The sequence below is a fragment of the Streptomyces sp. NPDC054975 genome (assembly GCF_053609105.1).
The window spans coordinates 1-22,637 of the sequence record NZ_JBSGWV010000060.1; the positions used below are offsets into that span (position 1 = coordinate 1).

The window sequence follows — 22,637 nt, forward strand, 5'->3', positions numbered from 1 at the left end:
ACACAGAGATAGCAGCTGCAAACTCCCCCAGACAGACCACCATCAGGAGCGTTCCCAGGGAGACATCGTGGTCCTGATCCTCGTCGTCGCGCACGGCGCCAGCCGGGATGCGCTCGAGCCGGCCCGGCCGGGCCCGGGCTCCGTAACGCTCGCCCTGGACCGCGGCAAGGTCCTTGCGCAGGCGCCGGTCGCGTGCCGCCCGTGCGGAACGGACCGCGCTGATCTGCTCCGGACTCGCTCGGTCGGCGAGCTCCGCCAGGCCCAGGTATCGGCCCGTGACGGCGTCGAATACCTCGATCCGGCGATCGTGGTGCGGCATGAAACGGACCCGCACCCGCTCACCGGCCAGGCCCGTCATCCACGCCGCCACGTAGTCGCGGTTCCCCCGGTCCCACCGCGTCCTCTCACGCTCGCGCTGATCGCTGAGCACGTCAACGCCTGGGCCGCGTCGTCATCGCCCCCCCTCCCGCACTTCCCCCTCGCCCGAAGGCGAGGGGGACGGAGACCGGCTACGCGGCCGGGGTGTAGTGGACGACGGTGGTCTCGCACGGGCCGCCGGCGTAGACCTTGAGGGCGTCGATCTCGGCCTGGTCGGCACTCAGGCCCCAGCGGAGCTTGGTCGCGGTCCATTCAGCCAGGTAGCGGCAGGTGGCGCCTGGGGCCGGAGGCATCCACGTGGCGGGGTCCTGGTCGGCTTTCTGACGGTTCGTCCGCGCGGTCACCGCGACCAGGCTGGTGGACGCGTCCTGGTCATTCGCGTATGCCTCGCGCCGCTTCGCGTCCCAGGCGGAGGCACCGGAGTCCCAGGCCTCGGCGAGCGGGACCATGTGGTCGATGTCCAACTTCGCCGGGTCGGTGACTTCCTGCTCGTCGTAGTACGACAGCCACTCCCCCTCGCCGACCTTGCAGCCGGCCGCGACCGGCGGGGCTTCGGTCGCCTCAGCAAGGAGGACCTCGGCGCGGGTGTTGCAGCCGTCCGCCGGATCCAGGCCGGTGTTCCAGTGGCGGAACTTGTCCCGGGTGTACCCGGTCCTGCTCTCCTCGGCGACGGGGATCTGGTCGATGCCGTAGGTGAGCGGGAACGTCTGCGCAGCGGACGCCGCAGTGGGGGCCGCGTGGGCGGAGGCGGGCAGGGCGAGCGGGGTCAGGACGAGGGAGAGCGCGGCGAGCCCGCGCATCATGTTCTTGATCACGAACGCAGGAATACCGGCCCGTCGGCCCGCTGGCGTGGTGATTTCGCCCGTGGCCCAGCCGCGTGGGTGAAGAGGTTCACCGGCGAAACGGTCCGCCACCAAAGACACTCCTGGGGCGCGCGATGCGCAACGGCCAGCCGATCGCCGGGCGCAGGACCCGTGCCAGGGAGGGGCGCGTCGTCCGCGAGGGCGTCGGCCAGGACCCACAGCGGCCCGCAAAACCGGGTCAGTGCCGTCGACGACGCGGAGGATGAGTGCGGCCCCGGCGAACAGGCCGGCGGTTCGACCGCCCGAGGCGGACAGAACAGCGTCGACCCTACCGTTCTAAGCGCCGGCGGGCCGGACCAGGTTGTACGGAAGCGTGGCCGTGAGCTCCACCTCACAGCCTCACACGCTCACAGCTCACCCATCTACCTTGGGGAAACAGGCCGTGAGCCTCATAGATCTCACGTCCTCGTTCACGTGGTGCTGCCCGGAGGCGGTCGAGACGCGGGGGGGGGTGGAAAACGCTCACCGGTGGACTTACCAAGGTCCTATTCTCCGGTCATGAACAGCCAGGTCGCCCCGCCTGTCAGCGGATCGTTCCAGCTGGGCGTCTTCGACACGTCATCTCGTCCCTCGGCCGGAACAACCCCTCTGGGATCCTGGGCGGGATGCGGTACGGCACGCTGCGCCGCTTCATCCCGCACTGCGTGTGGGCGGAGGTTCCCCGTGTGCTCGCCGACCGCAAGAACGAAGGCGGCGAAGGCGGCGACTTCGACCTCCTCGCCGCCGAAGCCTTGTGGTGGCAGCGAGTATCCGGGACCCCACCCCACCCCACCCCTTAGCCCTCGACGGAATGCCCTAGACTGTCCGGGATTTCGGGGCGCCTGACGGACCATCGGGCTTGACTACGTCATCTTCCCGCGCGGGGCCGGCGGTCAGTCCGGGTTCCGGGGCCGGCTCAAGCCAGGGACCCGCGAGGGATTGGCTGGGTTCGGGAAGTCCACGGCGCAGGTTTACGGCATGCCGAACGTCGAGCAGCAGGTCCACGAGAAGGCGTGGAAGACCGTGGAGTCACTGCCAGAACACCTCCTCGACGACGATCTGCGGGTCGGCGGTGCGGCGTACGAACGCGTAGTGGATCCAGCCCCGGCCGTGACCGAAGTAGCAGACGTGCAGCCCGTTCGGCACCATCGACCGGAGAGGGACGATCCGGCAGCCCTCGGGCAGGTCCGGCAGGTTGTCGACGCCCCGGAAGCAGGGGTCCTCGACCGTGACCAGCTCGGCGCGAATGTCGTCGAGCAGATCGCGTACCCGCAAGGGCAAGGAGTCCCTGGCGGCCGCTGGATCGACCCAGTCCATCAGCGCCGGCCGCTGTCGCAGCCGTGCGTTGCGGTCGCGGGACGGCGAGCTGAGAAGTTTCCCAGTCGTGATCGGTTCCCGTGCTCTGCGGCAAGCACCGTGGTGAGTACGGCAGGTCATCATCCCCTTCCGCCAGAAAAAGGGGATGTCATGCCGAGTACGGCGCTCTGGGACTGTGCGGGAGCTTCCACGACTCTCATCGCCGAGGGGGATCCGTTGCGACCTGAGGCGGGCTGATGACCGTCGCTGGCCGGCTGGGGACGCCGACGGCGTCGGTCGTCCTGAACCCTTCCGGTACCGAGAGTTCCCGGCCGAGCTGCGTACATGACACTGCGAAAGGCGATCAGCCCAGGTACAAGAGCGGCAGAAGCAGCCAGGCCGCGGTGAAGGGACCGGCACCGACCACCCTCAGCCGTGCCCAGCGCACCCTGATCGGTGTGGTGATCGCCGGTGCGGTGGCCATCGCCGGTATCGGTTTCGCCGGTTCGTACGCAGCCGTGCGCGACCTCGCCGTGGAGAAGGGCTTCGGCACTTTCTCGTACTTCTTACCCATCGGTATCGACGCCGGTATCTGCGTGCTGCTGGCACTGGACCTGCTGCTGACCTGGATCCGGATCCCGTTCCCGCTGCTGCGCCAGACGGCGTGGGTACTGACGGCAGCGACGATCGCGTTCAACGGCGCGGCCGCCTGGCCGGACCCGCTGGGTGCCGGAATGCACGCCGTGATCCCAGTGCTCTTCGTAGTCGCGGTGGAGGCGGCCCGCCATGCGGTGGGCCGGATCGCCGACATCACTGCGGACAAGCACACGGAGAGCGTGCGGCTCACTCGGTGGCTGCTGTCGCCGGTGCCGAGGTTCCGGTTGTGGCGGCGGATGAAGCTGTGGGAGCTGCGCTCGTACGAGCAGGTCATCAAGCTCGAGCAGCACCGGCTCGTGTACAAGGCGCAGTTGCAGGCCGACTACGGGCGCGCGTGGCGGCGGAAGGCACCGATGGAGGCGCTGATGCCGCTGCGGCTGGCGAAGTACGGTGTGCTGCTGGCGGAGACCGTCCCGCACGTTCTGGAAGAGGCAGGCCTGAATCTGAACGTGGCCGTGACGGTGGAGCGCGCTGACGCCGCACTGTCCGATCCCGTCGGCCCGCAGCCGCTGTCCAGCCTGGCGAGCGCCCAGGCTCTGGGCTCCGGCGTCGGCGAGGAGCCCGTCGAGGAGGCACTCATCCCCGCCGGGCGCCGTCATGGCGGGCCGATGGAGGGCGACCGCACGCTGGATCTCGAACCCGCTGCGAGGAGAATCCCGAGCTCCCGGCCGACCTCAGCAAGCAGGATGCTGCTGAGACCGCGGAGGCGGGCGTACCGGATCCGGCGGTCGATCACCTGTCACCACGGCTCAGGCCGCCGGATACAAGCGACGCGGACCGGCTGTTGGAGGTGACCGGGGCTCAGGCCGTCGCCGAACCTCACCCGTTCATCGAGAAGCCGGTTCTCGCGCCGTACGCAGACCCGGCGCCTGCCTTCGCAGAAGCTGCTGCCCCTGTGGGATTCGGTGCGGTGCCGCCGCTGAACGCGTGGGCCTTCCTGATCGGGCAGGAGGAGAAGCCCGTGGAGAACGAGCCGCCACCATGGGAAGGGAGCGTGACCGGTACAGGAGAGGCCACCGCTCGGATTCCTGAGCCCGAGCCGGTATCGGAACCTGAGGTCGTGGACCCGGTACGGCAGCAGATCGTGACGGTGGCCGAGTGGCTGGAGGAGGCCGAGGAGCACGGCCGGCGACTGTCTGGAGCGGAGGTTGCCCGTCGGCTCAACGTGTCCCCGAAAACCGGTCAGCGTCGGGTGCTCGCAGCCGCCGCCTACCTGGCCGAGCAGCGACAGACCCCAGATCACCCCCCTCTGCGAGCCGTGCGGCCGTGACGCGCCCGGTTCACCTGTGGCCTACGACCGGTACCGGTCTTGTGGGACACGGGTGTGTTCGCCTCCGCCGTGATCGGTCAACAGCCAGGTCAGCGGCCTTTGACCGATTCTGCGACCGGTGACCGATCAGCTTCAGATCGGTACCGGTCATGACCGGTAGCGTGGCAATCGGTCACGCCTTCTGCCGTGGCCGGTCGCCGCTTCTCATCGCCATAGGCGAGCCCGCGAGCCCCTGGCCGACACGAGGCCTGCCGGGGCGATCGTCACTGCTGGTGCAGCACCCGCGTTGGTGAACCGATGACCCTTGCCGGCCACTGACCGGGCTGAGGCCGCACGGGAATCTGCTGTGACCGATCTCGGTGACCGGCTGGGTCTGGTCATCCCTGCTGAATCTGCACGATGAGGACACCGGCGGCGCTGTGAAGCGCCGTGGTGAGTTGGTTGGTGCGGGCACTCACCATGGTCTCCCGCTGCTTACCACGACGCTTACCAGCAGGTCAGCGGCCCTTCACCATGAACTCGCCACGAGGAGTTATGGCCTTGTGACGGCCGAGGTCTCCTGGTGGTCAGCAGCGTGGTGAGCGCTCCGTCGAAGAGTGAGGGCATCCCTTTCCTTGCGCTTCCAGGAGCCCTCGATGTCCCTGCCCCCGCTGCGGCGTGACCGGCGCGCCCCACACGCTCCCACCGTCCCGCCCGGCTTCCGGTTAGCCGCCCTGCCCATACGCCGGGCGGCTCTGGTGCGGGTCGTGGTCTGGGCTGCGGTGGCCGCTGGTCCCCTCGCCCTGTTCTCCGGCTGCACCCGTACGGCCCCGGCCCAGCAGAACCGGCCCGCTCCCGCGCCCCCAACCGCCACACCCGTGGACGCCTCCGCCGACCCGGCGGGCTACGCGGAGCTCTTCCTTGGCCTGTGGCTGCGCAGCGGAACAGGCGAGGACAGCGCTGCCGCACGGCAGATGAGAGCGATAGCGCCGTCCGTTGAAACGCCGGTGTGGGGCAAGAACGCTCCGGTCGTCGAGCGGCTGGCGGCGATACGGACCGTCCGGCAGTCCACGCAGGCCTGGTCGGTCACGGTGGCTGCTCAGCTTGGTGAAGCCGGCGTCGGCGTGAAGGAGAGCGCGAGAGGGACGCTGCGGTACTTCGCCGTGCCCGTCGTACTCAAGCAAACCGGGACCACGCCCGGCACAGCCCAGGCGTTCATGGTCGCAAGCGCTCCGATGGAGGTCGCCGGTCCAGCCGCTACCCCGCCGGTGCGCCCAGCGTCCCGAGGCCAGCCGGGACGGGCCGACGGGCGGGCGCGCACTGCACCCTGTCGCGCCGTCAGGCGCGAGCCACTCCCCGCGCCCGGCGCCAGACGGGCGCCGGGCCGTCAGGCCCGGCGTAGAGCCGCCAGGCTCCCGCCCCCTCAGTGCACTGAGGCGCGCCCCCGCCCTCTCGGGCATCCGGGCACGGCGGGGAGGACGGGTGCGTGGGCGTGGGGCGCGGTGAGGGGCTGGCCGGGGTGCGGCGCGGCCTTGGGCGGCAGGGTCCGGCCAAGGCCTCACCGCGCCCCACCCCCACGCACCCGTCCGTCGGCTCCTGCCGCGCCCCGCGCTCTGGTCCTGCGCCCTGGTCGGGGTGGGCTCGCCCTTCGGGCTTGTCGGACCGGGGCCGCGCGCCCGGCAGCCCCATGCCCTCCTGGTGCGCCCGGCCGGCCTTCCGCTGGTGCTGTGGCCCTGCGCCCCCTTGCAGGATGCGGCTGCTCGTCGGTCCGGCCGCCGCGCCCGGACTATGTAGGTTTGGCTCATGGTTGATGACTGGCGGAAAGACCGGGTGGGGGCTGCTCTGAGGGGGGAGAACCCGACCGTGTTGCGGCGGCTGACAGCAGGGTTCGCGGTGATCGGGGACGTGCAGTTTCTACCGGGGTACTCGGTTCTTCTCGCGGACGAACCGGGTGCGCAACGGTTGTCGGACCTGCCGAGAGCGAAGCGGTTGTCGTTCCTGTCCGACATGGATCAGCTCGGTGAGGCGGTCGAACGTGCCTGCCGACGCCTGGACCCGGCATTCCGGAGGGTCAACCTGGAGATCCTGGGGAACAAGGACCCGTTCCTGCACGCCCATGTGTGGCCGCGGTTCGAGTGGGAGCCGGCCGATGCCGTGGGCGCTCCGGTCTGGCTCTACCCACGCGCCCGGTGGAGCGACGAGCGGTTCAGGCTCGGCCCCCAGCACGATGTGCTCCGAGAAGCGATCAGCAGCGAACTGGTCCGGTTGCGCGCCTGACGGTGGTTGTCGCCGCGCCCGGAAGCGACCCGACACACCGCCGGCTTCTCGCAAAGTCCGGACCCGAAGGACCGTCCCTGTACCGCCATCATACGGGCCACACCCAAGCCCTCGAGGAGACGACGTGATCCCCCGCGGCCGCCCCGTCATCAACGAAGCCGACATCGCCCGCCGCGCCGGCGTCCCTCTCCCCACCTGGCGCCGCCGCGACGCCCCCGCCTTCCGCGAACGCGTCCCCAGCCTCCTCCCCGAAAGCCGCCACCTCCTCTACGACCTCGCCCAGACCGAGGCGTATCTCGCAGGCAAGCCGGTCCCCGCCCTCCCCGCCGGCGAACACCCCGACGACCTCCTCATCGCCGAAGAGGCCGCCGCCATCCTCGGCATCGCCCCCACCACCCTCCGCGCCTACGCCGCCCAGGGATACCTCTCCCCCGGCATCACCATTCACGGATCCCGAGGCCGTCCCCGCCGCGAAGTCCTCGAACGCCGCGACAACGCCCCCGGCCAGGGCAAGGGCGGAGGCCGACGCCCCGGCGAACCCCAGAGGCCACGCAAACAGCACCCGTACGAGGGCGACCCCCGCCTCATCACCGCCCGCGAAGCCCTCGCTGCGGCCGGCAGCGCGCCCAAGGGCCGAATCGCCGCCGCGCTCACGGAACAGCACGGAGGCACACCCCGGACCTGGGAACGCCTCCTCACCGCCGCTGCCCACACCGACACCTGACCGGGACGCCTGTCCCGCACCCCAGCGGGCAGGACCGAACAGAGCCCCTGCCGGGCCGGTAGGAGCTCTTTTCGCCTGAGCTCCACGGGGGAAAGACGCAGGGCGGTGCATTCGGGCCGCTCGACGTCGAGCTCGGCCCCGACGGCGACTCGGTGCACGCGGCCGTCTGTGAAGCGCATGTCGTGCAGTTCGCGCGCTGGCTGCCGGGGACATGGCGGGCGGACAACCGGCTCCTGCGTGAACGGCTGGTCCGTCACGGGCTTCCCGCCCACGTCGTGCGGCCGGTGATGCGTGAGACGTTCACCGACGTCATCGCGAGGGGCCTGCACCAGTACGCGCCCGCGCTGCTGCGGGAGATCGCCGACGGCTCCCCGCTGGTGAAGGCCGGATATCTCGATCGCCGTGCGCTGCTGGCCACGGCCGAGGACTGCGAGCGCAGCATGCAGGACGCGGCCGTGCACTCCGAGGCCTACACGCCGATCGCACTGCACCTGGCCCTGCGCTCGCTGTCCTGACCAGGCCCGGTCGGGGCCGTCGTCCACCACGGGCGCCCGCCCCGACCGGGCGGCGCAAAGCGCCGCAGCACCCCTGCAACGCATACGGCGCAGCCGAAGGCGGGCGAGCAGCGCACGGGCACCGCGGGGCGCCCAGCGCCCCGCCTTCCCTGTCCCGGCGCGCAGCGCCTGGACACCCGCTCCGCGGGGGGGGAAGGCCCATCAACCCGGGTCCTGATCAACGCCGTCCCGAGGCGCGCCGTCGGACCAGCTATCGGCGTGCCCGGCTCCCCATCCGGTACGCGGGGCGCTCCCCGCCTTGCGCAGGGGCTGCTCAGCGCCCGGCCCCACCCTGCTCCGGAAAGGAGACCTCCGATACCCACGCGCGGCACGCCTAATCCGGTCGCGGCGGTCTCCATCGTCGGCGTGCCCGCTGCGCCCTGCCGGCCTTTCGAACCGCTGGTTTCGCCCGGGTGCGGGGCGTGTCCGGCGACCGCGACTTCAGACCACCATCGAGACGACAGGATGAGGACCGATGAACGCTTGCGAACGACCCAACGAGAACCCTGGGAGCGCGGCGGGGCCCGTGATGCGGCTGCGCTCGGACCCGTACGCCGAGGCATCGGCGCGGATGACGACCTGGTCCATGGCGGCCCAGGTACCGCGCACGGTGCGCACGGCACTGCATCTGGGGTGGCGGACCGACCGGCGGGCCGTCGTACTGTGGCTGGTCAGTCAGGTGCTCGCCGCCATCGCCGCGGCCGCCGCGCTCGCCGCGACCGCCCGCATCCTGCAGGAGCTTCTGCCTGTTGAAGGCGGCGAAGGCTCCCTGGGAGCCGGCATGCTGCGCGCCGCGGCGCCGGCCGCTCTGTGCCTCGCCGGCGCCCTGGCAGGCCGGTACGCGCTGAACGCGGTGGCGCAGCTGGCGGCGGCGCGGCTGGCGCCGAAGGTGGCACGCGAGGCAGACCTCAAGGTGCTGGAAGCGGCCACGGCCGTCGAACTGGTCGCGTATGAGGACCCCGGGTTCGAAGACGCGCTCGAGGCCGCCGACAAGGGCGCCGAATCGACACGCGAGTTGGTGATGTCGGCGCAGGCGCTGATCGGGGCCGCAGCATCGCTGGCCGGCGCGGCCGGCTACCTGGGCGTGCTGCACCCGGTGCTGCTGCCGCTGCTGGTACTCGCGGTCCTGCCGCGGGGCTGGGGGGCGATCCGGGCAGCGCGGGTGGAACACGCGGCAGCGCACCGCATGCTGTCCGACAGCCGGCTGCGAAGCGTGTGGCGCTCCTACACCGCCGACCGGTCGAGCGCGGACGAGGTGAGGGCCTCGACGATGACCGGCTTTCTGCTGGACAGGTACCGGGCGGTGTCCAAGCGGCTGGAAGCCGAGGACCTGGCCGCCGTGCGGCAGGCCCTGGGAGTGCGGTGGGCCGGCGACGCCGGCGCAGCGGTGGGCCTGTGCGCCACCTGGGCCACGCTGCTGTGGCTCGCCGTCCAAGGCGTCCTGCCGGCCGCGGCCGCAGGCGCGGCGATCGTCGGTGTACGGGCCTGCTCCACCGCACTCGACGCAGGGGTACGCGCCGGTGCGCAGCTGTTCCGCACTGCGCTGTACCTCGAGGACTGGGCGTCCTTCCTCCGGCGCACAGACCGGCAGCGCGCTCTCCGCGGACCGGCGATCGTGGCATCCGGCGGGCCGGAGGTGATCCGTGCCAGGGATGTGAGCTTCACCTACCCGGGCGCCGACGCACCCGCGCTGCACGGCATCACCATGGAGTTGCGACGGGGCGAAGTGGTGGCCCTGGTCGGAGAGAACGGCTCAGGCAAGACCACCCTGTCCAAGCTCATCACCGGAATGTATCTGCCCGACGGCGGCACGGTGAGCTGGGACGACCACGATCTGGCCCACTCCGACCCGCAGCAGGTGTGGCAGCACGTCGGTGTCGTGCCGCAGCATTACACCCGCTGGCCGATGTCCCTACGCGAGAACATCACCCTCGGCCAGGACCACCGCGCCGACAACACCGACAGCGCCGTCGCCACAGCCGCCGAAGCCGCCGGCGCCGCTGGACTCCCCCGCCGGCTCCCCGACGGATGGAACACCCTGCTGGCCCGCTCATGGTGGGGCGGACACGACCTCTCCGGCGGCCAATGGCAACGGATCGCGATCGCCCGCGCCTTCTACCGCAACGCACCCGTCCTCGTTTTGGACGAACCGACCGCCGCCCTCGACGCCCGCGCCGAACACCACGTCTTCCAGCGACTACGCCACCTCGCCACCGGACGCACCACCGTGTTCGTCACCCACCGGCTGGCCAACGTACGCCTCGCCGACCGGATCATCGTCCTCGAACACGGCCGGATCGTCGAAGAAGGCGACTTCGACTCCCTCATCAACACCGGCGGACTGTTCGCCGAGCTGTACAAACTGCAGCAGGACGAACCCGCCACCACCCACCACCAAGAAACGACCACCATGTGACCGCGCCCGACGCACCATGCTGGTACGAACACGTGCCGACCCCGCTGACGCCGCTGGCCACCCCCTCAAGGAGAAGCCGCCTCGTGATCCGCGCCGGACGCACCGCACTGGTACGCACCCTCACCAACCTCGCGACAGCAGCCGTCAGAGCAGAACACCATCGCGGGCATCCGGGGCGTTCTCAGCACGGCGTGGGCCACTCCCACCCCGCAAGCACCCGGAGCACCCGGAGCAGCCGGAAGGCTGCTCCGGGTGCGAGGGATCGAAGCTCCTCTGCGAGGCTTGTCAGCAGCGGCGCCAGGAGCTCCTCGCAAGACAGACCGCCTCATGCTCCGCGCTGCGCCGCTGGGGCTCCCGCCCTCGCTCATGATCCCGACACACACGCTCAAGGAGAGACCGCCTCGTGATCCGCGCCGGACGCGCCGCTCTGGTCCGAACACTCGCCGACCTCGCCACCGCGGCGGGTAAGACACCGAAGACGTTCGCCAACCAGAAACTGCACCGGCTGCCCGGACATCCCGATCCCATCAGCTCAGCACGGGCGCGTGTACTGCTCTGGGACGGCGAACAGATCGACGCGTTCCGTGCTGGCCAGCCCGTCCCCGCACTGCCCTCGCAGGACAGCGACGACGATCTCCTGGACCGCAACGAAGCAGCCGAACTCGCCGGCGTCGCTCCCCGCACATGGGACCGCTACGCCAACCTCCCCGGCATCCAGCCACGCCCCCAGCCCATCGACATCGCCGGCACCGAACACTGGAAACGCGGCGACATCCTCACCTGGCTCGCTGGCCGCCCCGGCCCCGGCACCTCCCCCGGCCGCCCCACCGGAAGCCGGGAAACAAACACGCGCGCCAGCATCCCTGCACGCACGGCCGAACTCCTCGAACAGCAACCGGCCATCACCGCCGCCCGCGTAGCTGCTGAACTCGGCATCACCCCTCACACCGCGCAACGCCACCTCACGCAGGCCCGCACCACCGCAGTCAGCGAACTCCTGAAGGCAGAACCGCACCTCACCGCACCCGACATCCACACCCGCCTCGGCTACCCCCTCTGGGCAGCCGAGCGCGCCCTCACCACAGCACAGACCAACATGAGTGAGAGGCGGAGTGAGAACACGTCCCGCCCCGAACCGGCCAACACAAGAAAGAAGACGGCCGACCCCGGCATCGGGGAGAAGGCGGCCGGCCCCGAAACCATGAAAGACCCCGGGAAGAAGAGTTAGCAGCCCTCCATACCAGCCGCCGCCCGGCCATCTGACCGCCAAGGGCGAACATCAAACCCAAAGCCAGACACCACACCCACCCTAACCACAAGCAGCAAACCAGCCCCGGCGGGCGCCGCAGGGGGCAGGGCACCCGGCACCCGCCGGCGCCAACCAGCGGCCGCGGAACAGCCGGGTCTGACCAAGGACGCCCGGCAAGCGGGCCGCATGGGGGTTGTTCATGCCACCGGCTCCCCTGTGAACTCGGCAGTGGAGGTGACCGACATGACGGGCCCCTCTCGAAGACGGCGGGTGGTGCCCGTGACGGCACGGCGGCCACTCCCCCGCCGCCCGCCAGCCGCACCGAGGCGGAGCGGGCCACGGGTGTCAGCCCCAGGTGATGCGCAGGCCACGCCCCCGGGCGTACTCGGCAAGCTCGCGCAGCTCGTACAGCCGCGCATCCAGGCGGGCATAGATCAGCCCCATGCAGCCTTCGGTCTCGGCGGCAGTCGCACCTCTGGTGTGAGAATCCACGGCTCCTTGCCCTCGCCCCGGCAGGTTACGCGCAGTTGGGCAGTCAGCGGGTACCCATCAGTGACTTCTACCCGTCGGGCCGCCGTACCCGCAGGCTCCAGAGGCCCGCCCTCGGCGACGCTGATGTCCGAGGTAGAGACACCGTCCTGGGACGACGTGAACTTCAGCCCTTGGCTCACCAATCGCACCTGACATGCGGAGAGTGCATGGGACGACCGGAGCGTGACCACGAGCGTCATTCCACCCCGACTCTCGAACGCGAACTCGAGGTCCGGCGTCAGCTCGTCATGCCGACGGCCTCGCTCCACCTGGGACACGCGGTAGCTGTACAGCGCACTCAACGCGGCGATGGCCGCTGCAACGATCGCGATGATCAGACTTGCGACTTCCATACTCAGAGCATGGATCGCCATCAACAGTGTGGCCAGCCGTTGCCACGGCCGGGCTCCGCTGCCGCCATTGCGTGAACCAGCCGCAGGCCCATCTCCGCCCCGTTGCGCGCGGCCGCGCAGGCGAGCCGGCGGGCGTGCACGAGGCACTCATGCCCCAGCTCGCAGCCAGCCCTCCTCTCCACCTCTCCGGCGACGACTCCGGCGCCACCGGGTTCGTGGATACCTGGACCCGCATGCTGGATGCAAGGTCCGCTACGGCTGAGGGGGCCTGACCGCCAGGCGGATTCGAGGGTCGGTGGTCCGAGACTCGACAAGATGGGCGAAGTGCTGCGCGGAGTCGGGATGCTGGCTCAGGATGCCTGCAACGGCGGCTGCAGCATCGCCTTGGAGGCCTGCGAGCCAGGGTCTGATCTGATCTTGAGCGTTGTACTGGTTCCACGCGCCGTCCCATATGCACATGGTCTGCGTGGCTTCGTCAAGGAGGTCCCACTGCCGGTGAACGGCTGCTTTCTCAGCGATCTGGCATAGCCACTTCACGACCTGGTTGGCCTGCCCGAACTGCACTATGTGCGCGTCGTCGCCGTCCACGTGTTCGGCCAGTGCCTGCAGGACGGTCTGCGCGCGGGACAGGTCTCGCGTGAGGGCCGAGGTTGCCTGGTTCACAGGGAGCTGGGGAAGGACGTCGACATAGAGCTCGTAGTCGTCTTCATGGTCGGTGAGCAGCGTCAGGAGTGCTTCGGCTGCGCCCGTGACGTTGATGGCGGCCTGCTGGACGAGGCTCGTCGCCCGTGCGTGCGGGTCCTCGGGGATGGCTATGTGTTCGCGTTCGATCAGCGAGACCAGTTCACCGATGTTCTGGGGCCGGCGCGAGGGGTCTTGGTGTGTAGCTGCTCTGACGATGTTGCGCCAGGGGCCGGGGTCCGGGAGCAGGGGCAGGTTGGGCGCGGGGATCTCGCCAGTGAGGGCCCAGGCGATGACCCGGCCGACGCCGTAGATGTCGCTGGTGGCTTCGGGCCGTCCTTGGGCTGCTGCGAAGGATTCGGGTGCGGTGAAGCCTTCTGTGCCGATGCCGAGGCGGGTGCGGCCGACCTTGGTGGTTTGGCCGGGTGGGCGGCGGACGGCGCCCCAGTCGGCGAGCACCCATCGGCCGTCCAAGAGGAGGATGTTCGACGGCTTGATGTCCCGGTGGATCCAACCGGACTGGTGAGCTGCGCCCAGTGCCGAGGCGAGGGCGTCGACCAGGATCCGCAGACGTCCAGGGTCCTGGAGTTCGGCCTGCTGGTCTTCGGCAGTACCGTCTGCCCAGGGCATGACGAACCAGGTGAAGTCGGTGCCGCGGTCCAGGATGGGCATGGTGTGCGGGTGCCCGTCGAGTGCCAAGCCAACCTCGATCTCCCGCCGCATGCGGGCGCCCCGGCCTTCCGGCGGGTACTTTCCGTGCAGCTGCTTCACCGCCACGCGGGTGCCCGTCGCCTTGTGGGTGGAATCGAATACGTCTGCCTGGTTGCTGTCGGGGTGAGGCAGGCGGGCGCGGTTGTAGTCGCTCCGGTCGCCCTTTGCCTGTGCGCGAACCGCGGCATAGCGGCCCTGAGCGGAGTGGGCCGGCGTACCGGGCATGGCGGCGGCCGCGCTGGAGAGGGCCGCGGTGGGGGGTGCCGGCGCCGCGGATGGTCCTCCAGCACGAGCGCTCGTCCGGCGGGCTTCGTACACCGGGTAGCCGCTGACGATCGAGCCCGGGCGGAGTGCGTATCCATCGGGTTCGAGGCCGTCGCTGATCAGCGCCAGCAGGTGCTCCACGTCGTGCGAGTCGGTCCGGACGGCTGGGTGGATCATCTCCGCGAGGAAGCGGAGCAGAACCACGTCAGGTCCATCGGCGAGTCCGAAGCGGCTGTCGGTGAAGACCCAGTCGTCTTGCCAGTCCGCGTTGTTGAAGCGGTGCTGGACGATATCGCCCTCGGCTGTCGCGAAGCGGGTATCGAAGCTCGGCAGGCGATCGAGGTCGTAGATCCTGCGCAGGAAGGAGACCTCGTCCAGGCTGCCGGACCAGGAGAACGGTGCAGCCCGCAGGGCGTCGAACAGACGCCGACGGGTGACCTCCGTGATGACTTGGGTCGCTGGAGAGATCATTCCCCTTCCCCAGCGCTGTGCGACGGCGTCCCTGTCGGAGAGGGTTCGCAGAAGGGATTCCTGCATCACCGGCTCGCCATAGGCCCGGAAGTAGAGGTCCGGGTCGACAGAAGCATCCTTCAGGGCGCGCAGGACAGTGCGCTGGATGTCGGCGCTCAGGTCCCAGAGTTTTTCGTAGTAGGCGTCGGACTGGCCGAGGGAGAAGAAGGAACCGTCGAGCGCGTCGAAGCGCTGCGGTATCGGCGTCCGGCTCGGTGTTGTCATGCCGATCCGGCCGATCTTGAGGCGGCCGATGTTATGGAAGCCGCCGCCGCTGTCTTGCGGGCAGAAGAGGTCGAAGCTCGTCTTGAAGTGATGGTCGTCCCAGTCGTCCGTGACCAAGTATGCCTCGCCCGGGCGCGAGGGGGGCAGCGGGCTGCGGACGGGCAGGACGGTGAACTGCACGGTTCCTCCGGAAGACGCCGCCGCGGGCCGGCAGCCGGGATGTCACTGCATGATGAAGCGCGGAGCCGGGATACGTCTCGGCGCGGTGCGGGATCAGATGCGCCAGGTCCGGATACGGTCGGCGGCCTGGTACACGGTGGTCTTGCCGGCCTGGATGTCGCGGACAAGGTCGACCAAGGCGCCGTACGGCGGGTCGATGCCCTCGCCGGAGGCGTGCATGTAGGCGGCTGTGACCTGACAGGCATACAGGCTGTTGCGGTAAGGCAGGGGCTGCAGCCGGATCAGGGTGTGCAGCAGAGCCGCGGCGCGCCAGGCCGGATCGGGGTCAGCCGTGGTGGGGCGTGGGATGCGGGTCTTGTGGCGGGCGACAGCCGCAACGAGGGCTGAGTAGTCGGCGACGCTGACGTCTTCGGGAACTGCCTGCTCCTGGACGTCCAGGAGCCAGGGGACGTCGATGTGGAGGATCATCAGGCGGCGTCCGCCCCGCGGTCACGGGGAGGGGGCGGGGCCTCGTCGGGGAAGGCGTCGTCGAACTCGTCCCGGTGCGCCTCGCCCCAGGACAGGGCGTAGCGGACGAACTGCAGGCGCTGCTGCTCGCGCAGTGGCAGGTCGTGGACGAACTGCTTCAACGACTTGCCCTCGGCGGCCGCGGCGGCGCGGACGGCCTCGAGTTCCTCGTCGGTGAATGTGATGTTCAAGGACGGCATACCTGATGGTACCTAGTAGGTACCACGAGTGGCTAGAGCCCGTCGAGCAGTCCTTCACCGCAGGTCAGGGGCGTGCCGAGTCGCGTCGGCTGGGCCTCTCCCTCGTCGACGTCATCCGGCTCGTTGTCCGCCATCTGTCCTGCCTATCGCCCCGGCCCCTAGCCAGCCCTTCCGACACTCCGGATCAGACGCACCTCGAGATGGCCCCGCTGACACCGAAGCGGTCCCGCCCCCCATGTCGGGGGCGAGACCGCTTCCAGGCGGGCGCTAGCCGGCCGCGCGAGTGCGCCACACCTGATTCAGGTAGGTGCCTTTGCGTTCCAGCGAGACACGGAAGTCCTGGGTGACCGTGTGGTTTGTCGGGGTGAGAGCGAGGTCGGGGTTGAGAGCGGGTGAGATGGCGGCCCCGTTCCTGACTCCGGTCTCGGAGTCCCAGAAGACCCACTTCTGGGACCAGCTCCCGGGACTGCACTCCTTGAGCTGTACATTGACGTTCTCCTCTGCCTCGCCCGGAACGGCCAGGCAGTGGCCGCCCTTGACGGTGCGCACCTGATAGGTGTCCTCACCTGTGGGGCTGGCGCCCGCGTAACGCAGGACCCACTGGTACTCCTCCTTGCGGGTGTTGTAGGCCCCGTCGAAGGACGGGTGGTACCCCTGAACCGTGTTGTTGGCGAAGGAGTTCCAGCCGGTGGGGACCAGCTGTGCGCCGTGCTGTACGTGGTCGATGTAGACGGGCTGGTTGACGATGATGCGATCGTCTGGCGCGGCGGAGGCGGTGCCAGTGGCGACCATGGTCAGGGCGGCGCCGACGACAGCAACGGCGATGAAGCTACGCATGACGAGGACTCTCCTTCAGCCGAGCGGTTCCACACATCGCACCAGAACAGGCCTATCTGCATACAACCGGGGCGAAGTGTGCTGCCCCGGCAGCGTGGCAGCAGCAAAGCACCGTACAGAACGAAACAACCTGGTTCCCACCCAGTTGAGTGACTATGCGGCTCTGCAGGTTTCACTGAGAGAACACCTCGAAGATCTACCGCGCCGACTCCCCTGCCCCGTCGAGGGGGTGGACGCTCCTTTCTGGCATGCCTGATGCCGTACGACATCACCCGCGACATCGCCGCCGTCGCGGCGCGAACGCTCTACCTGGACGAACACACCGGAGGCGACTACGTTCTCACCGGCCCCGAATCGCTGACCCAAGCCGCGCAGGTGGACGCCATCGGTGACGCCCTGGGGCGCCGGATCGCATTCGAGGAGATAACGCCAGACCAGTTCCGAAGCCTGTGCGAGGGTACGGTGCCCAGCTCGGCCGTCGACATGCTGCTCGCCGCGTGGAGTGCGGCGGTCGGACAGCCCGCGTACATCACCACTGCGGTGGCCGACATCCTCGGGACGGCACCGCGAACGTTTCGCCAGTGGGCCGTTGACCACGCCACCGCGTTCGCGGAGGGTTCGTAACCTCGTCGACCGCGACCTGCGCCCCAGGCCGGAGCCCTCAGTCCGCCGTCGCCCCGGCGCTCGCTCCCGGAATGTGCCGAACGCGTGGGCGCGTGAGGCTCAGGCAGCCCGGGGCCTCGTGCGTACCGACAGGACGCGCGCCTCCAAGCGCGCGACATCGAGTGGCGCCTGCTGGCCCGACTGAATAGTGCCGGGTTAGAACACCGCCTATTCACCAGTCGTTAGACCAGCTATTCGGCCAGGGCGGATGCGTGCCCGAGGGCGTCACCGGCCGGACCTATGCCCCGGCAACGTCCTGGCTGAACCTGAGAAGCGACAGGGCCGGCACGCGACGTCCGGCGGCTCGACGAGCACACCGGAGCCGACCAACTCGCCGTCGTCCGACAACGGCGGGACCACCTGGGGCAGCTCCGTCGTCATGGGCTGACCGCGACCAAGAACACCGCGCCCCGTCACGGCCCCCTCGCAGGCATGCGCTTGAGATGACCCCGACCACCACACGATTTGGGCTCGACCTGGACGTCGAGCCCCAATGCCCCTCTGAACTACCGTCGAGGCATGGCCGGGTCCGACTGCTCTCCCGATGCTGATGCCAACCACGTCCGCCAGACATGGCGTGTGTTCGGTACCTCAGGACGATCGAGGAGCCAGAGAAGGTAGCCGGCGTGCAGCCGAGCCCAGGGGTTGTCCGAATGGACCGCGTTACCGAGCCTTCGGCGCAGGTCGTCGCTGTCGACTGCCCGGGCACCGCGTGGGCCGTCCCCCGGGAAGGGACGGCCCACGGCTTCGTCAGATCATGTCCGCCACCAGGGCGGTGGCATTGCCCGGCCGGAGGGTGGCCCGGACAACGGCCTCATGGGACTACCGCACGTCCAGGACGGCGACGGCCTCGGCGAAGTCGGCATACGCGGGCTCGAAGGTCCGAGCAGCGACGAGGAACATCGAGCGGTCCGTCAGGGCCCGGGCGAGGCGGGCAGGGTCGTCTGGCAGGCGGCGGGCGAGCGCCACGCCTTCGTCGAAGTACGGCTTGAACCGCTCCCCGAACCGATAGGGGTGGTCGCCTTCGCGGAGGGCCGCGCGGATGCTGACTCTGCGCTGGACATCCACCAGTTCGGGCAGTCGGCCGGTCCCCGCGCAGTCCCGCCGCCTCCGCTTCGAGCCCTGGCAGGCTGTCGAGAAAGGCATCCCGCGTGGCGCTCGACCGTCCGAGGTCGGTCCCGAACGGCGGCATCGGGGACTCGGCGCTCACAGCCGGCTCGTCGGCGCGCCCCGAGAGGGCGAACAGGGTACCCACCACGCAAGGATGCAGCTCCAGTTCCTCGGCTCGCCCGTCGTCGCCAACTCCTGAAGGACGGCCAGGGCCTCCCGCCGGCCGCCGCGGCGTCCGCTCCGCGCCCGGCGGCCTCGCGCATCCGGGAGAAGTGCACCAGCTCCCAGGTGAGGATGGCCTGCGCCGTGCGCTCCCCGGCGGCCTTGCGCCGGGTCTCGTCGAGGAGTTCACCGAAGACGGCCAATGCCTCGTCATGCAGGCCGGCGCCCTCCAGGTTCGCCGCCCACTCGACCATGCTCCAGAAGGAATGCTCCGGTACGCCGTTCCGGGCTGCCTTCTCGTTGAGCTCCGCAGCCTCGCGGAACCGCCCCTCCTCAGCCAGGACGTTCGCCAACCGCCCGCTCTGTCCGGCCTCGGCCATCTCCTCGCAGGCCGCGCGCCCCTCCGTTCGGCGTCCCAGGGCGAACAGGGCCGCCTGGTAGGCGTCCAGAGCCGTGCACAGCCGTTCGGCCCAGGCCGGCGCCCCGGCCTCGATCCTCCGCGCGGCCTCGACCGCCTCGGCGCCCAGCGCCAGGTCCACCTCCGGGTCCCAGCTGCGGTAGATCATCGACAGGAGCGCGTCGACCAGCTTCGGCAGATACACCTTCGGACTCACCACCGCCAGAACCCGATACGCGCGGACCTGCTCGAACAAGCGCAGCCGCCCGGAACCCAACAGCAGCACCCGTGCCCGCAGCACCGCGTCCTGATCGATCTCCCTCATGCTCCCCCTGTCCTCCGGGTGATTACCGAAGGAGATTCTGGGGCCGGGAAGCAGACCGGACAAGGCTCGCGAACTGTGCCTTCCGTCCTACGAAAAACGCCGCTGACCTGCCATGATGGACACGCTTACGCACTAATCCACCGGATACGTGGCCGACAACGACACGAACCCACCCACCGACACGCCATCCCACCCCATGCCGACAACCAGCCACCGGGCTCCCACGCCCCCAGCCTGCGACGCGCGCACCGAGGACCGACCCGAACTCCGCGAGTGACAGCGAGGGCGGCAGCGTCGGCGGTGCCGCGCAGGGCGTGGGAAGCGGCGGAGGCCGGCGCCAGGGCAGGGATGAGGATCGACACAAGGACCCCGGGCGACTCGATGGCCAGAGGGTCACGTGCGAGTCGGCGCGGGCCTGGGCGAGGTGGTCACCCTCGGCGGCGCCGGCCAGGCGCAGGTCTTCGCGCACGGCCGTGGCGCGGCGGTGATCGGCTATGGCCACCGCTCAGGTTGAAGGCGACCGAGCGTAGGAGTAGAGCCGGTCGACCTCTGTGAACCCTAAGTTGTCGTACAGGGCGTTGGCGGCGGCACGGTCCCGCGCATCCCCAGGGGGTGCGTCGTCGTCGACGTAGAGGATCACCTCGGTGGCGCCCAGTCCGGTCAGAACGTCCAACGCCGAACCGAGCATCGCGTGACCGAGACCCCTCTCCCGGGCGGCGGAATCCACCCCGATCCACCACAGCACTCCCGTTCCCTGGACCGGGAGGCCGACAACAGCTTCAGCCACGGCGCGGCCGTCCTCGCGGGCCTCCAGGCGGCGGGCGTTCTGGGTTTCCGGGTCGGGACCGATCGTGACGTGGGTCAGGTGCGGGAGTCCACTAGCCGGAAGGGTGGCCCGCATGTACCGCCACAGCCGCTCACCGGCGAACCCAGCGCGGTCCAGCGCCCTGTCGGTCGCCGGGCGGTGACCAACCGGCAGAGCGTCCAGCCCGAGCGTGAGAGCGGAGGCGAACTGGAACGCCTCACCCGGCGGGGCACGAACACGGCCACGACAGGGCCGATCAGGGCGTCGGCGGTCGCGTCGTACTCCTGGCAGTGCAGCCACAGCAACTGGCCAGTGTCGTCCTTGGGTCGCAGCGCGTACGAGACGACACCCACGACCGCCCCGGCCTCGTTCACCGCCACCTCGGTGACGGGGGTCTTCGGGTCGGCCCACCAGCCCGCGTCCCCCGGAGAGCGGCCTTGCAGGGCCTCGCGGAGCATCGCGGGCGTGAGCTTGGGCTGGCCGGGGAGCCGGTCTGCGCTCGCCAGGCGCAGGACCGCCCGCCGGTCGGCGGGCGTGTAGGGGCGCAGCGTCAGGCGTGTGGGGGGGTACGGTTACGACCATGGCCAGGTGATTCCTCTCTGTCTAGTAGGCCCGTAGGGTGGCGACGAGCCGCTCGGCCGCCCCCGCGTGCTCGGGCCGGCCGGCCGGCCGGCTCAGTGGGTTACAGCACAGCTCCGTGCTCGATCGCGCCGTGGAGCCACCATTCGATCGCGGACACGGCCATCAGAACGGACGGCTCCCCCTCACGTCCCAGGCGCACCGAGTCGATCAGGCCGACCTCGACCGCCAGGAGCGGCGCTGTCGTGTCCAGGGGGGCGGCCTGCCCCTGACGCCTGCTGGGCTCGAAGAACAGACGGCCCGCCGCGCGCGGACAGACCTTCCGATCTCATCCAACCGGCACGCGGAGGCGTGCGGGATCCGGCGCCTTCGCGTGCCATGGGTAGATGAGGATCCGAAGTCGAGGGGCGGGGCGGCGGACCGTCCGGGCACGCCAGATCCGGAACGGCCGAGGGAGGGGAAACGGCCGCCCGGCCGGTGCGTGGGCGCTGACCGCCCTGGCGAGCCTGCCGGGGCTGACGGCGCTGATCGCGCTGCTCTTCACCTGGATGTCCGTCGGACAAACGCGCGAAGAGCTGCGGATCACGGAGCAGGGCCAGATCACGGACCGGTTCAACTCGGCGATCACACACCTGGGCTCGGCGTCACGGGACGTGCGGTTTGGCGGGATCTACGCACTGGAACGCATCATGCAGGACTCCGCCCGTGATCAGCCTCGCATCATCTCGGTGCTGTCCGCATACGTGCGCACGCACCCCACCGTCCCCCAGGCAGGCGGCACACCAGACCTCTCGGAGGACGTACAGGCCGTCGCGCGGGTCCTCGCCGGCCGCCCGGGAGGCCAGGACGGCACCGCGAAGGTCGACTGGACGGGCGCTGGCCTGCGTGGTCTAGAGCTGATCCGCGAGGACGCCGCCGCCCCCCGCCTTCTCCTGCACCACGCGAAACTCACCCGGACGGACCTGCGGGAGGCGAACCTCGCGGGCGTGGACCTCACCGCCGCCTCCGGCGCTGGAGCGAAGCTCGCCGACGCCTACCTCGCCGACGTCACCCTGAACCGAGCGAGGCTCCCGAAGGCCGATCTGACACGCGCGCGCCTTGAGCGCACCACTACCCTGGTCGACGCCTACCTCGGCGGCGCAACCCTCGCCGAAGCGGACCTCAGCAGTGTCGACCTGCACGGAGCGGACCTGCGGGACGCCAACCTGACCGACGCGGACCTCACCGACGTGAACCTCTCTGGTGCCGTCTTGGCCAAGGCCGTCCTACGCAACACCGAGCTGTCCGGCGCAGACCTGTCCAAGGCGAACCTCACGGCGGCCCGCCTGCCCGGCGCCAAGCTCGGGAAGGCCAACCTGCGAGGCGTGGCCGCGTCCCGGGCAGATCTCAGTGGCACGAGGATGTGGGACGCCGACCTGACCGGAGCGAACCTGTCGGGCGCGAACCTCAGCGGCGCGAGCCTCTTCCAGGCCAAACTGACCGGCGCGAACCTGACGAACGCAGACCTGTCAAAGGCGGATCTCATCTCCGCCGACCTGACGGGGGCGAACCTCACCGGCGCGAAACTCGACGGCGCGATCGGCATTCAGGGCAGCCTGAGCCGATGACCAGAGGTTGCCTCGGACCACTAGCGCGACGAAGCCTCGGACCGCGCAGTCTGGGGCTTCGTCGCGTCTCGGGTCAGCGACCGCTGGGAACCGTATACGGCGACCATGGCGACAGCGGCAGGCATGCGCTCAGCCGTGCACGTGCCAAGGCCAGGCTCCGCCGCAGCCATCGCGTGAACGAGCCGGAGGCCCATCTCCGCCCCGTTGCGCGCGGCCGCGCGGGCAAGCCGGCGGGCCTAGGTGCGGGTCCACCCCGTACGGCGTCGGAGCTACCGATGCTGTCGAGCTGGACGTACGCGCGGGTGCCGCTGTCGGTGTACGTCGCGGTGGCCTTGCACTCGTGGGTTC

20 protein-coding genes and 1 pseudogene are annotated in these 22,637 nt (G+C 70.0%); 10 read left to right on the top strand and 11 right to left on the bottom strand.

All coding sequences use genetic code 11. The annotated features are described in order from the left end of the window. Window positions 1–430: Mu transposase C-terminal domain-containing protein (locus ACWF79_RS31020; RefSeq protein WP_453731499.1), on the bottom strand; the 430-nt coding region annotated here is incomplete at its 3' end. 79 nt (window positions 431–509) lie between these two features. Next, window positions 510–1,193 carry an HNH endonuclease family protein gene (locus ACWF79_RS31025; protein WP_453731500.1) on the bottom strand — a complete coding sequence of 228 codons (684 nt, stop codon included), beginning with the start codon at window positions 1,191–1,193 and terminating at the stop codon, window positions 510–512. Between the two features lie 653 nt (window positions 1,194–1,846). Here ACWF79_RS31025 and ACWF79_RS31030 point away from each other — a divergent pair. Continuing rightward, window positions 1,847–2,020: a hypothetical protein gene (locus ACWF79_RS31030; protein ID WP_453731501.1), complete on the top strand. Its 174-nt coding sequence runs from the start codon at window positions 1,847–1,849 to the stop codon at window positions 2,018–2,020. Between the two features lie 229 nt (window positions 2,021–2,249). Here ACWF79_RS31030 and ACWF79_RS31035 read toward each other — a convergent pair whose 3' ends face one another. Beyond that, window positions 2,250–2,495 (bottom strand): hypothetical protein, encoded by a 246-nt coding sequence (locus tag ACWF79_RS31035; RefSeq protein WP_453731502.1) that lies wholly within the window; start codon window positions 2,493–2,495, stop codon window positions 2,250–2,252. Window positions 2,496–2,920: 425 nt separating this feature from the next. On the opposite strand from ACWF79_RS31035, the pseudogene ACWF79_RS31040 reads away from it, so the two are divergent. The 7 genes and pseudogenes from ACWF79_RS31040 to ACWF79_RS31070 form a co-directional block, all read left to right on the top strand. Continuing rightward, window positions 2,921–3,593 (top strand): annotated as a pseudogene (locus ACWF79_RS31040) (DUF2637 domain-containing protein); the annotation flags it as partial. 370 nt (window positions 3,594–3,963) lie between these two features. Next, entirely contained in the window at window positions 3,964–4,443 is a 480-nt protein-coding gene (locus tag ACWF79_RS31045) for a hypothetical protein (protein WP_453731503.1), read from the top strand. Window positions 4,444–6,225: 1,782 nt separating this feature from the next. Further along, window positions 6,226–6,699 (top strand): diadenosine tetraphosphate hydrolase, encoded by a 474-nt coding sequence (locus tag ACWF79_RS31050; protein ID WP_453731504.1) that lies wholly within the window; start codon window positions 6,226–6,228, stop codon window positions 6,697–6,699. A 124-nt stretch (window positions 6,700–6,823) separates the two neighbouring features. Next, window positions 6,824–7,423, top strand: coding sequence for a DNA-binding protein (locus tag ACWF79_RS31055; protein WP_453731505.1), 600 nt, complete (start codon window positions 6,824–6,826; stop codon window positions 7,421–7,423). 182 nt (window positions 7,424–7,605) lie between these two features. Next, entirely contained in the window at window positions 7,606–7,938 is a 333-nt protein-coding gene (locus ACWF79_RS31060; protein WP_453731506.1) for a hypothetical protein, read from the top strand. A 514-nt stretch (window positions 7,939–8,452) separates the two neighbouring features. Next, the gene (locus tag ACWF79_RS31065; protein WP_453731507.1) at window positions 8,453–10,393 is read left to right on the top strand and encodes an ABC transporter ATP-binding protein; all 1,941 of its coding nucleotides are present in this window, start codon (window positions 8,453–8,455) and stop codon (window positions 10,391–10,393) included. 403 nt (window positions 10,394–10,796) lie between these two features. Beyond that, entirely contained in the window at window positions 10,797–11,621 is an 825-nt protein-coding gene (locus ACWF79_RS31070) for a DUF6292 family protein (protein ID WP_453731508.1), read from the top strand. A gap of 366 nt (window positions 11,622–11,987) precedes the next feature. On the opposite strand, the gene ACWF79_RS31075 is transcribed toward ACWF79_RS31070, so the two are convergent. The 5 genes from ACWF79_RS31075 to ACWF79_RS31095 all read right to left on the bottom strand — a co-directional run bounded on the left by ACWF79_RS31075 (window position 11,988) and on the right by ACWF79_RS31095 (window position 16,641). Continuing rightward, the gene (locus ACWF79_RS31075; RefSeq protein ID WP_453731509.1) at window positions 11,988–12,134 is read right to left on the bottom strand and encodes a hypothetical protein; all 147 of its coding nucleotides are present in this window, start codon (window positions 12,132–12,134) and stop codon (window positions 11,988–11,990) included. A 644-nt stretch (window positions 12,135–12,778) separates the two neighbouring features. Then, window positions 12,779–15,097, bottom strand: coding sequence for an AbiJ-related protein (locus ACWF79_RS31080; protein WP_453731510.1), 2,319 nt, complete (start codon window positions 15,095–15,097; stop codon window positions 12,779–12,781). Between the two features lie 93 nt (window positions 15,098–15,190). Then, complete coding sequence (locus ACWF79_RS31085) at window positions 15,191–15,565, bottom strand: toxin Doc (protein WP_453731511.1); 375 nt, start codon at window positions 15,563–15,565, stop codon at window positions 15,191–15,193. Further along, on the bottom strand, window positions 15,565–15,804 hold the full coding sequence (locus tag ACWF79_RS31090) for a hypothetical protein (protein WP_453731512.1): 240 nt from the start codon (window positions 15,802–15,804) through the stop codon (window positions 15,565–15,567). The genes ACWF79_RS31085 and ACWF79_RS31090 overlap by 1 nt, the downstream gene beginning before the upstream one ends. 267 nt (window positions 15,805–16,071) lie before the next feature. Next, entirely contained in the window at window positions 16,072–16,641 is a 570-nt protein-coding gene (locus ACWF79_RS31095) for a hypothetical protein (RefSeq protein ID WP_453731513.1), read from the bottom strand. A 255-nt stretch (window positions 16,642–16,896) separates the two neighbouring features. On the opposite strand from ACWF79_RS31095, the gene ACWF79_RS31100 reads away from it, so the two are divergent. Next, window positions 16,897–17,265 carry a hypothetical protein gene (locus ACWF79_RS31100; RefSeq protein WP_453731514.1) on the top strand — a complete coding sequence of 123 codons (369 nt, stop codon included), beginning with the start codon at window positions 16,897–16,899 and terminating at the stop codon, window positions 17,263–17,265. 953 nt (window positions 17,266–18,218) lie between these two features. Here the strand turns inward: ACWF79_RS31100 and ACWF79_RS31105 are convergent. The 3 genes from ACWF79_RS31105 to ACWF79_RS31115 all read right to left on the bottom strand — a co-directional run bounded on the left by ACWF79_RS31105 (window position 18,219) and on the right by ACWF79_RS31115 (window position 20,561). Further along, window positions 18,219–19,298, bottom strand: coding sequence for a hypothetical protein (locus ACWF79_RS31105; RefSeq protein ID WP_453731515.1), 1,080 nt, complete (start codon window positions 19,296–19,298; stop codon window positions 18,219–18,221). A gap of 505 nt (window positions 19,299–19,803) precedes the next feature. Beyond that, complete coding sequence (locus tag ACWF79_RS31110) at window positions 19,804–20,085, bottom strand: GNAT family N-acetyltransferase (protein ID WP_453731516.1); 282 nt, start codon at window positions 20,083–20,085, stop codon at window positions 19,804–19,806. A gap of 74 nt (window positions 20,086–20,159) precedes the next feature. Continuing rightward, complete coding sequence (locus tag ACWF79_RS31115; protein ID WP_453731517.1) at window positions 20,160–20,561, bottom strand: hypothetical protein; 402 nt, start codon at window positions 20,559–20,561, stop codon at window positions 20,160–20,162. Between the two features lie 507 nt (window positions 20,562–21,068). Here ACWF79_RS31115 and ACWF79_RS31120 point away from each other — a divergent pair. Then, window positions 21,069–22,289, top strand: a complete 1,221-nt coding sequence (locus ACWF79_RS31120; RefSeq protein WP_453731518.1) for a pentapeptide repeat-containing protein — start codon at window positions 21,069–21,071, stop codon at window positions 22,287–22,289. Window positions 22,290–22,637: the final 348 nt, after the last annotated feature.